This window comes from Halopseudomonas sp., assembly GCF_036960865.1.
In the GTDB taxonomy this organism is placed as follows: domain Bacteria; phylum Pseudomonadota; class Gammaproteobacteria; order Pseudomonadales; family Pseudomonadaceae; genus Halopseudomonas.
Map to the genome: position 1 here is coordinate 106,110 of NZ_JBALWE010000003.1, position 12,924 is coordinate 119,033.

Sequence of the window (12,924 nt, forward strand, 5' to 3'; positions counted from 1 at the left end):
AGCCAGCGTGCACAGACAGGAGTCCACTCTGCACTCGTTGGACCGCGCCCCCATGCCAGAGCCACCTTACCCATTCCAGAACACGGACACCGCATGCTGATTGACACCCTGACCGACCTTGGCCTGATACTGCTGAGTATCGCGGTGCTGTATCTCAGCCTGCTCAGCTATGCGCGCCGCCGCCGACCACACTGGCACCGCTCGCTACAGCAGCGGCGTGCCACAGTCCTTCTGGTGCTGACGCTCGCGGTGGTGGCTATCAGAGTGAGCAAAGCGGTACTGGGCGGGCATACCAGTGAGCTGGATATCGCCCTGCTGGAGTTCATTCATCAGCACGCCTCGCCGGCTACCGTCAGCGGTTTCGGATGGATAACACTGACCGGATCATCCCGTTTTCTCACCCCGCTTGGCGCCCTGCTCACTGCCGCACTGCTGCTGGCTCGTCAGTACCGGGAAGCCCTGCTGCTGCCGCTCTCAATGATCAGCGCCGCGCTGCTGGTCTACATCCTCAAACTGGCGGTGGCACGCGAACGCCCGGCGCTATGGGCTACCGACTGGTACTGGGGGTACAGCTTCCCCAGTGGTCATACCATGGGCACGGCGGCCTGCGCTACCGCGCTGGCCCTGTGCGCCGCCCAGCTCTGGCCGGCGCGCCGCCGTTACGCGCTAAGCCTGGCAAGCCTATGGATCGGCTTGGTCGCCACCTCCCGCCTGGTGCTGGGCGTACACTGGCCCACCGACGTTCTGGTGGCCGCCTGCCTGGGTATTGTCCTGCCAATTCTGATCCGTCTGACCGCAGGGAGCATCTGGCCAGTGGCACCGGCTCGCACACAGGCACCCTGAGCGCGATGCCGATGTACTTTCCCTGCAAGTGAATAAAATCTCCATGAGACAACACACCGAAGGAAAAGCCCAAGCGCACAGTAGCTAGTGTGTTCAGCGCAGGAGCTACCGAGCGCCTCTACCAGAAGTACTCTCACACCACACTGAGTATTCCCATGTTTACCCTGGGCCTTGGCGCGGCAGCTCCGCGCTGCGCCAACAAAAACGGGACGCGCCAATGGATTACAACTAAAATGCCATCATGGCTCCCTGCTGCTATAACGAACACAGGTTTTTTGCTGCAATGAGACTCTTGGTAATCCGGTCCGCACGTTATGAATAGCGCCTATCCGAAACCAATACCGGCCAATGCCCTGGACCTGGTACTGGATGCGGTCTGTATGGTTGATGAAACTGGCACCTTCGTTTATCTCAGTGCGGCCTGTGAGCGTATCTTCGGTTATGCCCCGGAAGAGCTGATCGGCAGGACATTCATGGAGCTGGTGCACCCCGACGATCTTGAGATCACCCTGCAGACCGCAGACCGGGTACGCAACGGCGAGTTGATACCGCATTTTGAAAACCGGTACGTCCGCAAGGACGGTGCCATTGTGCATATCATGTGGTCGGCACGCTGGTCAGAAGAAGACAAGCTGCGCATCGCCGTCGCCCGCGATATCACCGAGCGCAAGCAGCACGAAACCAGACAAGCGCTGGTGTACGCCATCTCGGAGGCAGCCAACAAGGCCGGCGACCTGAATACTCTGTGCAGTCAGGTACATCAGCTTGTTAACCGGCTGTTACCGGTAAGCCTGTTCAGCCTGGCACTGCACGATCCGGCCAGCGGAGAAATGGGCTTTCGTTACCATCACAGCGACAACGACAAACCACCGACCGAACTGTCATCACCGGTATTGCCCGAACAGGCTTCTGGCGACAGTGCCATAAGCCAGGGCACCTCCGCAGAACAGGCGCAGTGGCTAGGCGTGCCTTTAGTGACGCAAGGTGCGGCCTTCGGCGCGCTGGTGCTGCATCGCAAGCCCGGTTTTGGCGCCTTCACGGAAAACGACCGGGCACTGCTGCAGTACGTATCGACACAGATAGCCGCCGCCGTTCAACGCGTGCAGATGCAAACTCAACTGCAGTTTCTCTCCCAGCATGATCAACTCACCGGTCTGCCCAACCGCACCTTGCTGGCAGATCGCCTGGCAATGGCCAGCCTGCGCGCGCAGCGCGATAGCAGTCAGCTTGCGGTGCTGTTCCTTGACCTTAATCGCTTCAAGGAAATCAACGACAGCCTGGGACATGCGGTTGGCGACCAACTGTTGCAGCAGGTTGCCGGCCGCCTGAGCGGCGTAGTGCGCGCCTCAGACACGGTGGCCCGGATGGGTGGCGACGAATTTGTCATTCTGCTGGAAAACATTCTGCACAGTGAGCACGCCTGCCAGGTCGCAGAGAAGGTCTGCGCCGCGCTGGACGCGCCCTACCTGATCGAGGCGCGCGAGGTGCGCTGCGGCGCCAGCATTGGCATCGCCATCCCCCAGGGTCAACTGGATGATGCCCATCATCTGCTGCGTTCGGCAGATCGCGCGATGTACCGAGCCAAGGAACTGGGCGGCAGCCGTTACGTGCTGGCTGAGTAAGATCGCCCCACCCCTTTATCGGGCCGGCAACATGCGCCTCAAGGTATTGTCGCGCAGCAGCACTTGATGGGCGATACCAGCTGCAGCATGCAAACCAATCAACCAATAACCCGCCGCGCCGGCCCACTCATGGATATCCTTCAACTGCCCTGCCAGCACTCGGTCCGGCGCGACCAATGCAGGCAGGGTCAGCCAGGCAAAAATCTGTGTTTTGCCGCTGGCGCTGAGTATCAGCCAACCCAGAATCGGCAAGCCGATCATCAAGGCATACAACGCCAGGTGCAGGGTTCCAGCTAGCCGCCGCTGCCAGGCGTTCGGTGTTGGCACGATAGCGGGCGCCGCAAACAGGGCGCGCCCCAGCAGCCGCACCCATACCAGCACAAAGACCAGCATGCCCAAGGCAAAATGCAGATGTTTCATTAGTTCGCGGGGGCCACTGCCGCGCGGGAAGTTACCCTTAAGCTCGATGCACGCGTAAACCGCGGCAATCAGCAGCAGCATCAGCCAATGCAGACTCATGCTCAAAGGGTGATAACGGGAAGCACATTTCATGGTCGAATTTTCCTCTACCGGCTCTGGGTGGTGAGGAGTTTGCACCGGCTGGCTTAGCGTAAGCTTAAGCTGCGCGCTGACAGGGTATGGGCGACGCCAGGCCCGGAGAGGGAACCATAAAGGCAACGCCCTACCTAATAGCCAACAGTCCCGTTTATGTCGGCGCAGCCGTTTCGTTGCCCGCCAATTGATTACCTCAGCCAGGGGAACGGCATGCCTCACACCCGTAGCGCCGCATCAGACAGCCCGCCCTTGCCCGTTTTACGCGGCGACGAGACCTTTTACATCGTACTCAATACCGGTTCCGGCAAGCACCAGGGCAACGAGGTGCAGGACAGCATCAGCGCCGTGCTGACCGCGGCCGGGCGTCAATTCGAGCTGATCGAGGTGGACGGCGGCGCCAAGTTGGAAAGCGCCGCACGCAAGGCGGTTGAGCTGGCCCGCAAGAACCGCGGGGTGGTGGTCGCTGCCGGCGGCGACGGTACCCTCAACGCCGTCAGCAACGAGGTGCTGGGCACCGGCCTGCCGTTTGCCATCTTGCCGCAAGGCACCTTCAACTATTTTGGCCGCACCTACGGCATCTCGCAGGATACCGAAACCGCCACTCGCTGCCTGCTCGACGCCGTCATCGAACCGGTGCAGGTGGGCAAACTGAATGATCGGGTATTTCTGGTCAACGCCAGCCTGGGCCTCTACCCGACCCTGCTGGAGGATCGTGAAGCCTACAAGCAGCGCTATGGCCGCAGCCGCTGGGTGGCCCTTTGGTCTGCCTTGGTAACGTTGTTCCGCGCGCATCGCCAGTTATCGGTTACCCTTGATTTCGAGGGCAACACCCGGCGGTTGCGCACGCAGACGATAGTGGTCGGCAACAACGCCCTGCAGCTGGAGCACATCGGTGTACACAAGGAGGTCGAGCTGCAGCGCGACCACCTGGTCGCCATGACCGCCAAACCCTTGAGTACGCTCGCGCTGTACGGCCTGGTCGCTCGCGGGCTGCTCAGCCGCATGGGCGAGGCCGAGAACCTCATCAGTTTCGGCTTCAAAAAAATGACAGTGCGCATGGGTCCGGCGCGGCGGCGCATCAAGGTCGCCATGGATGGTGAGATATTTTGGCTGCGCGCCCCCCTGGAGTTTTGCGTGCCAGATACACGCTTGCCCCTGCTGGTACCCCGCGACGACAGCCAACGGGAGCGCGCATGACGTGTTTGCTGCATATTTCCGACCCCCATTTCGGTACCGAGCAGAGCCGTGTTCCGGCTGCACTGTTGCGATTGGCACAGCAGCAGCGACCTGACCACATTCTGCTCAGCGGCGACATCACCCAGCGGGCGCGGCCCAGCCAGTTTGCCGCCGCGCGGGCCTTTGTCGACCAGCTTCCGGCACCGGTATTGACGGTGCCTGGCAACCACGACATTCCGCTGATCATCCATCTGTTTGCTCGGCTGTTTCACCCCTATCGCAACTATATGCGCGAGTTCGGTAGCGACCTCGAGCCGGTGTTGGAAACAGATCAGCTGCTGGTGGTCAGCGTCAACTCGACCAAGCCGGCCCGACACAAGAACGGTGAAGTCACCGAGCAGCAGATATCTCGCGTCGCCGCACTTCTGAGGCAGGCCAAACCGGGGCAACTGCGCATCGTGATGCAGCATCACCCGGTTCGCGCAATTGAAGAGTCCGACCAGTCCAACCTGCTGATTGGCCGCGCGCAAGCGATACCTGAATGGGTAGACGCCGGCCTGGACCTGTTGCTGGCCGGGCATATTCACCTGCCCTACATTCGTCCGCTAAGCGGCAAACACAGCCCCCGCACCGGCTGGACGGCGCAGGCGGGCACTGCTGTATCGCAGCGCGTACGCGGCAGTATTCCCAATTCGGTGAACCTGATTCGCCATGAGTGCCACCAAGGCCTGCATGAGTGCAGCGTAGAACGCTGGGATTACAGCGCCGAGCAGGACGCGTTTGAGCTGTTCAGCGAAACCGACCTGGCGCTGCACCGGAGCGATTGAGCCTTGCGCCTGTTCCGCTCCGGACTCTCCGCTTTTCTCTGCCTACTGTTGTTGCTTGGCCTGTTCGCCCTGTTGCAACCCTGGTGGCAACTGCCGCCAGAATGGGACCCACGCGAACCGCTGCGCCTGGACGACCGAATGACCCCGATTACCCGCTGGAAGTTGCTACGCCTGCAGGACAATCCAGCACAATGCCTGGCCCTGCTGGAAACCGCTGGGGCAGAGGCGCTACAACACACGCCGCTGGAAGATTACACCCCCGTCGCCGGCTGCCCGCTGAGCAACGTGGTACGTGTGCAACGCACCAGCATCGGCTTCAACGCGCCCTTCACCCTCACCTGCCCGGTCACAGCCAGCTGGCTGATGTTCGAGCGCCAGCGTCTGCAACCGCTGGCCGAACAGCATCTGGGCTCGCCATTGGCGCGCATCGAGCACTTTGGCACTTTTGCCTGCCGCAATATTTACCACCGCGAGAACGCCCGGCGTAGCGAGCATGCCAGCGCCGCCGCCTTTGATGTAGCCGGATTTACTACTCGCAGTGGCGTGCAGGTGAGTGTATTGCGCGACTGGAGCAACGAGAAAGCCGCCAACAAATCGCAATTTCTGCACGAGGCTCACGATGCCGCCTGCGACTATTTCGGCACCGTGCTGGGCCCGGATTACAACGCGCCGCACGCCAACCATTTCCATCTGGACAACCGCAACTTCGGCTTCTGCCGCTAAGGACGCGCACCGCACTGTTGCAACATCCGCCATTGTTGGCCTCCGGCGGCGGCAGCTAAACTGGGCGCCCGCCCTGCCTGCCATCCGTCACGGAGCCCCATGTCTGACCTCTCGTTGTACCAGCTCGTTCTGATCGGTCTGATTTTCGTCTGGAGTGGCTTTGTACGCTCGGGGTTGGGGTTTGGGGGGGCGGTGCTGTCGCTGCCGTTTCTGCTGTTGGTCGATAACGATCCGCTGGTGTTTTTGCCGCTCATCGCCGCGCACCTGCTGATTTTCTCGTCACTGACCATTTTCATGAACAACCGCAAACGCGCGCCGCAAGCCGATGGCGAAGTGCGCGACAGTACGGTGGACTGGCGCTACCTGTGGCGCATGCTGGGCATCATGATAGTGCCCAAGATGATCGGCGTTCTGGGTCTACTCACGCTGCCCGCCAGCGTGATGAGCATCATCATTTTCTGCATTGTCGGCACCTACTCGGTGTCCTACATTCTGAACCGGCCCTTTCGCAGCAACAGCAAAGTGGTCGACACCCTGTTTCTGATGCTCGGCGGTTATGTCAGCGGTACCTCGCTGATCGGCGCGCCACTGATCATCGCAGTCGCGGCGCAGCACATCGCCAAGGAAAAACTGCGCGATACCCTGTTCGCACTCTGGTTCATCCTGGTCGCCATCAAGATGGCCGCGTTTATCTACGCCGGAGTCGACCTGCAGCTCATCCACCACCTGTGGCTGCTGCCCTGTGTCACCGTGGGCCACTTCATCGGCCTGCGCTTTCATGACCATATGCTCAAGGGTGAAACCAGCAAGTTCTTCCGCATGCTGGGCATAACCTTGCTGGTAATCAGCTGCATTGGTCTGTGGCAGATAGTCGCTGGTTGAGGATTTTCCCGGCAGGGCGGCTATGCTGACCTAACTCAACCGCCTGCCAAGGAGCCCCGCATGACCACCCTCACCCTGTACACCAACGCCCAATCGCGTGGGCGCATCGCGCACTGGATGCTGGAGGAAACCGGCACGCCCTACGAAACCGTATGGGTGGCCTACGGCGCCGAGATGAAAAGCCCCGAATACCTCGCCATCAATCCGATGGGCAAGGTGCCAGCGCTGGTGCACGGCGCGGCCGTGGTGACCGAGTGCGCCGCTATCTGCGCCTATCTGGCCGACCGCTTTCCGGCAAATCACCTGGCGCCGGCGGTCGACGACCCGCGTCGCGCCAATTACCTGCGCTGGTTGTTCTTTGCCGCCGGACCGCTGGAAACCGCCGTGACGGCAAAAAATCTTGGCTGGGAAGTGCCCGAGGGCAGCAGCCGGATGGCCGGCTTTGGCAGCTATGCCGACACGCTGAACGCGCTGGAGATCGCCCTGCAGCCGGGCCCCTGGATCTGCGGCGAACTGTTCACTGCAGCCGACGTGTATATTGCATCGCAGCTCGGCTGGGGCATGATGTTCGACACCATCGAGAAGCGTCCGGTATTCGAGCGCTATGTCGAGCGCGCCTACGCACGACCGGCCAACATCGCCTCAGACCGACTCAACGGCGCCTGAGCCCGGCAGCCAGCCTCTCAGCATTCCATTGTCTGTTCGCTCAGATCGTGCTCATCCAGATAACGTATGCGCGCGGTCTTGAAGCGCAGGTCGACGGTCAAATGACAGTAATGTTCGCCATGTCGCCAAGCCATAGCGACGCTAGTATCGTTGGAGTAATTCAGCTCGAAACGGCCATCAAAGGCTGGGTAATTGCTGCGAAAGCGCATCAGCTTCAGCAGCCGCTGCACCACCGGCTGCTCGATGGCCTCATCGACTTCCCAAAGGCTGTAGTAATGCCGATTGATGTCACGCAGCTCACCGGTCTGATGCATCAGCTCCTCGTCGTTGCAACCGGCCAAAAGCCCCACGTAGTAGACCTGCGGAATGCCGGGGCAGAAAAACTGGATAGCGCGCGCGGCAATGTAGGCATCGTCATTCTGCATCAGGGCGTCGTAGAAGGTGCAGGTCAACTGGTAGATAGCGCCAACGCTGTTCACCTTGGCGGCCGAGCGGCGCAGGATGGGATCGGCACTACGCTCGTTGATGTTGTCGATCAGCCCCTTGATCTTGTCGTCCGGCAGCACACCCTCGACATCAGGAATGCAGATGCCGTCGTGGGTATCCAGCACGGTAATCATGTTGCGCGGACACATGCGCAACCAGTTCTTCAGATAGGTGCTGTTGGCGTCCAGCAGTGAATACAGCATCAGCGGCGGCAGGGCAAAGCCGTAAGGGTGCATGTTGCGCCGCGCAATCGCGTACTGAAAGCTGGTGTGGTCGTGCACCTCGGGCAGGCACTCTGCACCATGGCGCAGCGCGACCTCGTTGATCCATTCAAGAATCCGGTAAACGTCGGGCTCGACCAGAAAACAGCTACTGCCGATGCGCTTGGTGGTGTAGCCAAAAGCGTCCAGCCGCAGCAGTTTTACCCCGCGCTCGGTGAGAAAGCGGATGTAGTCTTCCATCAGCTCGTAGGTCAGCGGCGATTCGTAATTCAGATCAATCTGTCGCTCGGTGAAAGTACACCACACGCGGCCTTTGCTGCCGTCGGCAAAGGTCACCTCCCGAAAGGGTTCCTTCTCCTTGCGGATATGGATTTTCGCCAGATCGTCCGGGGTGATTTCACCGAAGCGATCAACGTGCACAAACAGCTCGGCATGCTTTGATTCAAAGCCTTTCTCGATGAAATCGAGAAACTCCGCAGACTCGTCAGAGATATGATTGACCGTAAGGTCACAACACAGATCATAGTCAGCCGCCAACCGCTCGATATCGGCCCAGTCACCGAACTCCGGGTCTACTTCCTTGTGGGTCAGCGGGGAGAATCCGCCATCGGCATTGGAGGGGAAAAACGGCAGTATGTGCACCCCGCCAATGGCATCGGAGAGATGTTTATTGAGGGTGCTATGCAGATCCTTGAGGTCACTGCCGATCCGATTCGGATAGCAGATCAGTTGAACGGCGTTGCGTAACGACACAGGCGGCATCCTTTTGCAGAGAATAAAACCCGACTGCCCACCACCTTAGCCGGGTAGACCTACTACTGCAAAAAGCGCGCCCTGCCCTGCCGCGCGCCAAACCTGAGCCGTCCCTAAAGCGGGTTGCTACGCTCATGCCGCTGCGCCAGCCAATACAGCAGTAGGCCACCCACCGCGGTTGCCGCGCCGACATAACCCGTTGAGGTCCAGCCGAACCCGGCCACAATCGCCATCCCACCCAGCCAGGGGCCCAAGGCATTGGCAATGTTGAAGGCCGCATGATGCGCCGAGGCTGCCAGCGTCTGCGCATCGGCGGCCACATCCATCAGACGCGTTTGCAGCGGCGGTGACAGCGCCACCATGGTGCCCACTGCTACCGAAGCCAGCAGAATACTCCACAGCGCCTGCGCTGCCAGCGGAAACAGCAGCAGCACCAGTGTGCTCCAGACCAGCACCACACCCACGGCGCGGAACTGCAGCCGTTCGAACAGCCAGCCGCCCGCCAGGTTGCCAATGATGGCGCCCAACCCGAACGCGGCCATCGCCAGCGGCACCATACCGCGCTCAACGCGGGTCACGTCCAGCAAAGTCATGGCCAGATAGCTGAACACGCAGAACATCCCGGCGAAGCCGATAGCGCCAATCCCCAGGGCGAACCAGACCTGTGGACGGCGGAACGCCTGCAACTCAGTCAGTGGGTTGCTCGGCTTGTGCTCGGCATCGTGCGGCAGAAAGAGCGCGACCATCAGCACCGTCAGCAGGGCAATCACCGCCACGGCCACAAAGGCATAGCGCCAACTGATCGACTGCCCCAACACCGTGGCCAGCGGGTTGCCGATCAGAATGGCCACGGTCAGTCCCAGCATCACCTGGCTCACCGCCGCAGCCCGCTTGTTCGGTGCCACCAGCGAAGCGGCGACCAGCGCCGCGACGCCAAAGTAGGCGCCGTGCGGCAGCCCGGCGACAAACCGTGCCAGCATCAGGCTGTGATAGCCCGGCGCCAGAGCGCTGGCGATATTGCCGGCGGCAAAAAACAGCATCAGCAACAGTAGCAGGTGGCGCCGCCGTAACCGCGCGCCAAAGATAGCCAGTATCGGCGCGCCGACCATCACACCCAGCGCGTAGGAACTGATTACGTGGCCTACCTGGGGCTCGCTGACCTGCAGGTCGCGCGCCATGTCCGGCATCAGCCCCATGATCACGAATTCGCCGGTGCCGATGGCAAAGCCGCCAACGGCCAGTGCCAGCAGAATCAGCCAGGAAGCGGCTTTGACCGGTGCTTCGGCAAGGGGAGAGACAGATTCCAGCGACGGGTCGGACATCAGGGCTCCTGACACAAATGAGCAAAGCCGCCGATTATTCGCGCTTTAACGGCGCAGGTGAACCCCACACAGACAGATTCGGCAACAATTTGCGCAATTGCCCGCAACGCGGTTTGTTTCGCCTGTCTCAGTACGGGGAATCAGGATGATCTGCTGCCGCACCAGCGAGGGGCGACGCAGTCCGGTATGCTGGCCCAACTTAACCGGGGAGTCTGGCGCATGTGGGAGCTGACAAGTTACGCAGGACTCTTTTTGATCGCGCTGGGCGCGGCGACCGTGCTGCCGCTGCAATCGGAGTTTGCGCTGGTAGCCCTGTTGCTGCAGGGCCACTATCCGGTGTCGCTGCTGTTGCTGGTGGCCACCGCCGGCAATGTGCTGGGCGCGATCCTCAACTGGGTGCTGGGGCGCTATCTGGAGCGCCTGCAACACAAACGCTGGTTCCCAATCAAACCCAAGCAGCTGCACCGTGCCCAGGCTGTCTACCATCGCTGGGGCTACTGGTCGCTGCTGATGAGCTGGGCGCCCTTTATCGGCGATCCGCTGACCATCGTTGCGGGCCTGATGCGCGAACCCCTCTGGCGCTTCACCCTGATCGTGACGCTGGCCAAAGGCGCGCGTTATCTATTGCTGGCCGCCGCTACGCTGGGCTGGATGCCTGCCGAGACCGTCAGCTAGCCGCAGGAGGACCGTGTTTCGATATACAGCGCCTCCACCTTGCTGCGTGCCCAAGGCGTCTTGCGCAGAAACTTCAGGCTGGAGTTGATGCTCGGCTGGCTGAGAAAGCAGTTGATTGGAATGCGGCGGCCCAGCTCCTCCCAGCCGTACTGCGCTTGCAGCTCGGTCACTATCGCCTTGAGTGTCACTCCGTGCAACGGATCTGGGTGTTTGCTTTCGCTGGGTTCCTGCGGCATGAAGACATCCTGATGAGTGGCGGCGGCCAGCACGCTGAGTCTGGCGGTGAAAGCCTGTATTCTACTCCCCCTACGCCGCTTGCCCAGTCCCAACCAGGCGGCTGTCAATGCCGGCCCGCATGGAAAATGCAATGAACGAAACCCAGATAATTATTGGCCTGAGCAACCCCAAGAGCCCGACTAACATGGGCGCTGTGCTGCGCGCCGCTGGTTGCTTCAATGCCACGGCCGTGCGCTATACCGGCACCCGCCACGACCGCGCGGCACAGTACAGCACCGACACCCAACAGGTGGCCAGACGCATCCCCGCGAACCGAGTGGAATCCTTGCTGGATGACCTGCCAGACGACCTGCAGGTCGTCTGCATCGAACTGGTCGAAGGCGCCGTAGCGCTGCCGCAGTTCGAGCACCCGGCCCAGGCCATCTATCTTTTCGGGCCGGAAGACGGCACCCTGGATCAGACGCTGATCGACCGCGCCGATGCGGTGGTCTACATCCCCACTCAGGGCTGCCTGAACCTGGCCGCGACAGTGAATCTGGTGCTCTATGATCGCCTGTGCAAGGACCCGAGCCATGAACAGGGCGATGCCCTGATCCGGCGCAGCCGCGATACCAACAACAATGTTAGAATCCGCGCCAAACCAGCCACCCCTGCGTAGAGCCCCCAGCGTGTCCAACTCCCCTGCCGACTTTGACGTGATTGTGCTTGGCGCCGGTGCCTCGGGCCTGTTCTGCGCCTTTACTGCCGCGCAGCGCGGTCGCCGGGTGCTGGTGCTGGAGCGCGCCAACAAGATCGGCAAGAAGATCCTGATGTCCGGTGGCGGACGCTGCAACTTCACCAATCAAGTGGTGGAGCCGGCCAACTTTCTCTCGCGCAATCCGCATTTCTGCAAATCAGCGCTCACACGCTACAACCAGTGGGAATTCATTGCTCTGGTTGAACAACACGGCATTGCCTACGAAGAGCGCAAGCACAGCCAGCTGTTCTGCAAGGACTCCGCCAAGCAGATCGTTGCCATGCTGGAAGACGAGTGCATCAGCGCCGGCGTGGAAATCCGCACCCAGTGCGAGCTGGAGCGGCTGGAAGCGTTGGCTGGCGATGACGTTCAGCACTATCGCCTGCACCTGCAGCACAACGGCCGCGCCGGGCGCCTGACCTGCACTTCACTGGTGGTCGCCACCGGAGCGCTCTCGGTACCGACCCTGGGCGGTTCCGGCATTGGTTATGAGCTGGCCGAGCAGTTTGGGCTCAAGCTGATTCCCCGCCAGGCCGGTCTGGTGCCCTTCATGTTCAGCGACGCCATGAAACCGGTTTGTGAACGCCTGTCGGGCCTGGCGCTGGATATTGAGGTCAGTTGCAACGGCCAGTCGTTCAGCGAAGCCATGTTGTTTACCCATCGCGGCATCAGCGGCCCGGCTATGTTGCAAATATCCAACTACTGGTCGCCGGGTGACCATATCTGCATTGATCTGCTACCGGGTGTGGATGCCGCCAACTGGCTGCTGCAGGGCAAGCGCGAGCAGCCCCGCAGCCGGCTGAAAACCCGCCTTGGCCAACTGCTGGCGAAAGGCCTGGTGGCAGAGCTGCAGCCGCTGTGGTGGCCGCGCGATGACGACACCGCGCTGGCAGAGTTCAGTGATCGCCAGCTGGGCGAAATTGGCCAACAGCTCAATGCCTGGCGTCTGAAGCCCTCAGCTACCGAAGGCTATCGCACCGCCGAGGTGACCCTGGGCGGCGTGGATACCGACGACGTCAGCTCCAAGACCATGGAAGCCAAACGGCAGCCCGGGCTGTTTTTCATTGGCGAAGTGCTCGACGTTACCGGCCATCTTGGTGGCTTCAACTTTCAATGGGCCTGGTCATCGGGCTTCACTGCCGGGCAGTTCGCCTAGGCAGAAAGTCCATTCCAGACGCCTTATCAGGCACTCGTGCCGGC

14 protein-coding genes are annotated in these 12,924 nt (G+C 61.2%); 10 read left to right on the top strand and 4 right to left on the bottom strand.

Annotated features, from left to right (window positions below; translation table 11 throughout):
• Window positions 1-93: 93 nt before the first annotated feature.
• Both V7747_RS05095 and V7747_RS05100 read left to right on the top strand, forming a co-directional pair.
• The gene (locus V7747_RS05095; protein ID WP_335614977.1) at window positions 94-843 is read left to right on the top strand and encodes a phosphatase PAP2 family protein; all 750 of its coding nucleotides are present in this window, start codon (window positions 94-96) and stop codon (window positions 841-843) included.
• Between the two features lie 314 nt (window positions 844-1,157).
• Complete coding sequence (locus V7747_RS05100; RefSeq protein WP_335614978.1) at window positions 1,158-2,465, top strand: diguanylate cyclase domain-containing protein; 1,308 nt, start codon at window positions 1,158-1,160, stop codon at window positions 2,463-2,465.
• A gap of 15 nt (window positions 2,466-2,480) precedes the next feature.
• Here V7747_RS05100 and V7747_RS05105 read toward each other — a convergent pair whose 3' ends face one another.
• Window positions 2,481-3,017 carry a cytochrome b gene (locus V7747_RS05105; RefSeq protein WP_335614979.1) on the bottom strand — a complete coding sequence of 179 codons (537 nt, stop codon included), beginning with the start codon at window positions 3,015-3,017 and terminating at the stop codon, window positions 2,481-2,483.
• 213 nt (window positions 3,018-3,230) lie between these two features.
• On the opposite strand from V7747_RS05105, the gene V7747_RS05110 reads away from it, so the two are divergent.
• The 5 genes from V7747_RS05110 to V7747_RS05130 all read left to right on the top strand — a co-directional run bounded on the left by V7747_RS05110 (window position 3,231) and on the right by V7747_RS05130 (window position 7,294).
• On the top strand, window positions 3,231-4,217 hold the full coding sequence (locus tag V7747_RS05110; protein WP_335614980.1) for a diacylglycerol/lipid kinase family protein: 987 nt from the start codon (window positions 3,231-3,233) through the stop codon (window positions 4,215-4,217).
• Complete coding sequence (locus tag V7747_RS05115; RefSeq protein WP_335614981.1) at window positions 4,214-5,023, top strand: metallophosphoesterase family protein; 810 nt, start codon at window positions 4,214-4,216, stop codon at window positions 5,021-5,023. Before V7747_RS05110 ends, V7747_RS05115 begins: the two co-directional genes overlap by 4 nt.
• 3 nt (window positions 5,024-5,026) lie before the next feature.
• Window positions 5,027-5,746 carry an extensin-like domain-containing protein gene (locus V7747_RS05120; RefSeq protein ID WP_335614982.1) on the top strand — a complete coding sequence of 240 codons (720 nt, stop codon included), beginning with the start codon at window positions 5,027-5,029 and terminating at the stop codon, window positions 5,744-5,746.
• A 99-nt stretch (window positions 5,747-5,845) separates the two neighbouring features.
• Window positions 5,846-6,628: a sulfite exporter TauE/SafE family protein gene (locus V7747_RS05125; protein WP_335614983.1), complete on the top strand. Its 783-nt coding sequence runs from the start codon at window positions 5,846-5,848 to the stop codon at window positions 6,626-6,628.
• Window positions 6,629-6,688: 60 nt separating this feature from the next.
• Entirely contained in the window at window positions 6,689-7,294 is a 606-nt protein-coding gene (locus V7747_RS05130; RefSeq protein ID WP_335614984.1) for a glutathione S-transferase family protein, read from the top strand.
• Window positions 7,295-7,311: 17 nt separating this feature from the next.
• On the opposite strand, the gene gtfA is transcribed toward V7747_RS05130, so the two are convergent.
• A complete protein-coding gene (gene gtfA, locus V7747_RS05135; protein ID WP_335614985.1) occupies window positions 7,312-8,754 on the bottom strand; it encodes a sucrose phosphorylase in 1,443 nt (480 codons plus the stop codon).
• A 113-nt stretch (window positions 8,755-8,867) separates the two neighbouring features.
• Entirely contained in the window at window positions 8,868-10,076 is a 1,209-nt protein-coding gene (locus tag V7747_RS05140; RefSeq protein WP_335614986.1) for an MFS transporter, read from the bottom strand.
• Window positions 10,077-10,295: 219 nt separating this feature from the next.
• On the opposite strand from V7747_RS05140, the gene V7747_RS05145 reads away from it, so the two are divergent.
• On the top strand, window positions 10,296-10,751 hold the full coding sequence (locus tag V7747_RS05145) for a YqaA family protein (RefSeq protein ID WP_335614987.1): 456 nt from the start codon (window positions 10,296-10,298) through the stop codon (window positions 10,749-10,751).
• Here the strand turns inward: V7747_RS05145 and V7747_RS05150 are convergent.
• Window positions 10,748-10,987, bottom strand: a complete 240-nt coding sequence (locus tag V7747_RS05150; protein ID WP_335614988.1) for a VF530 family protein — start codon at window positions 10,985-10,987, stop codon at window positions 10,748-10,750. The two genes, V7747_RS05145 and V7747_RS05150, sit on opposite strands and share 4 nt — an antisense overlap.
• Window positions 10,988-11,118: 131 nt before the next feature.
• On the opposite strand from V7747_RS05150, the gene V7747_RS05155 reads away from it, so the two are divergent.
• Together V7747_RS05155 and V7747_RS05160 are read left to right on the top strand one after the other, a co-directional pair.
• Window positions 11,119-11,646, top strand: a complete 528-nt coding sequence (locus V7747_RS05155; protein WP_335614989.1) for an RNA methyltransferase — start codon at window positions 11,119-11,121, stop codon at window positions 11,644-11,646.
• 10 nt (window positions 11,647-11,656) lie between these two features.
• The gene (locus V7747_RS05160; protein ID WP_335614990.1) at window positions 11,657-12,880 is read left to right on the top strand and encodes an NAD(P)/FAD-dependent oxidoreductase; all 1,224 of its coding nucleotides are present in this window, start codon (window positions 11,657-11,659) and stop codon (window positions 12,878-12,880) included.
• Window positions 12,881-12,924: the final 44 nt, after the last annotated feature.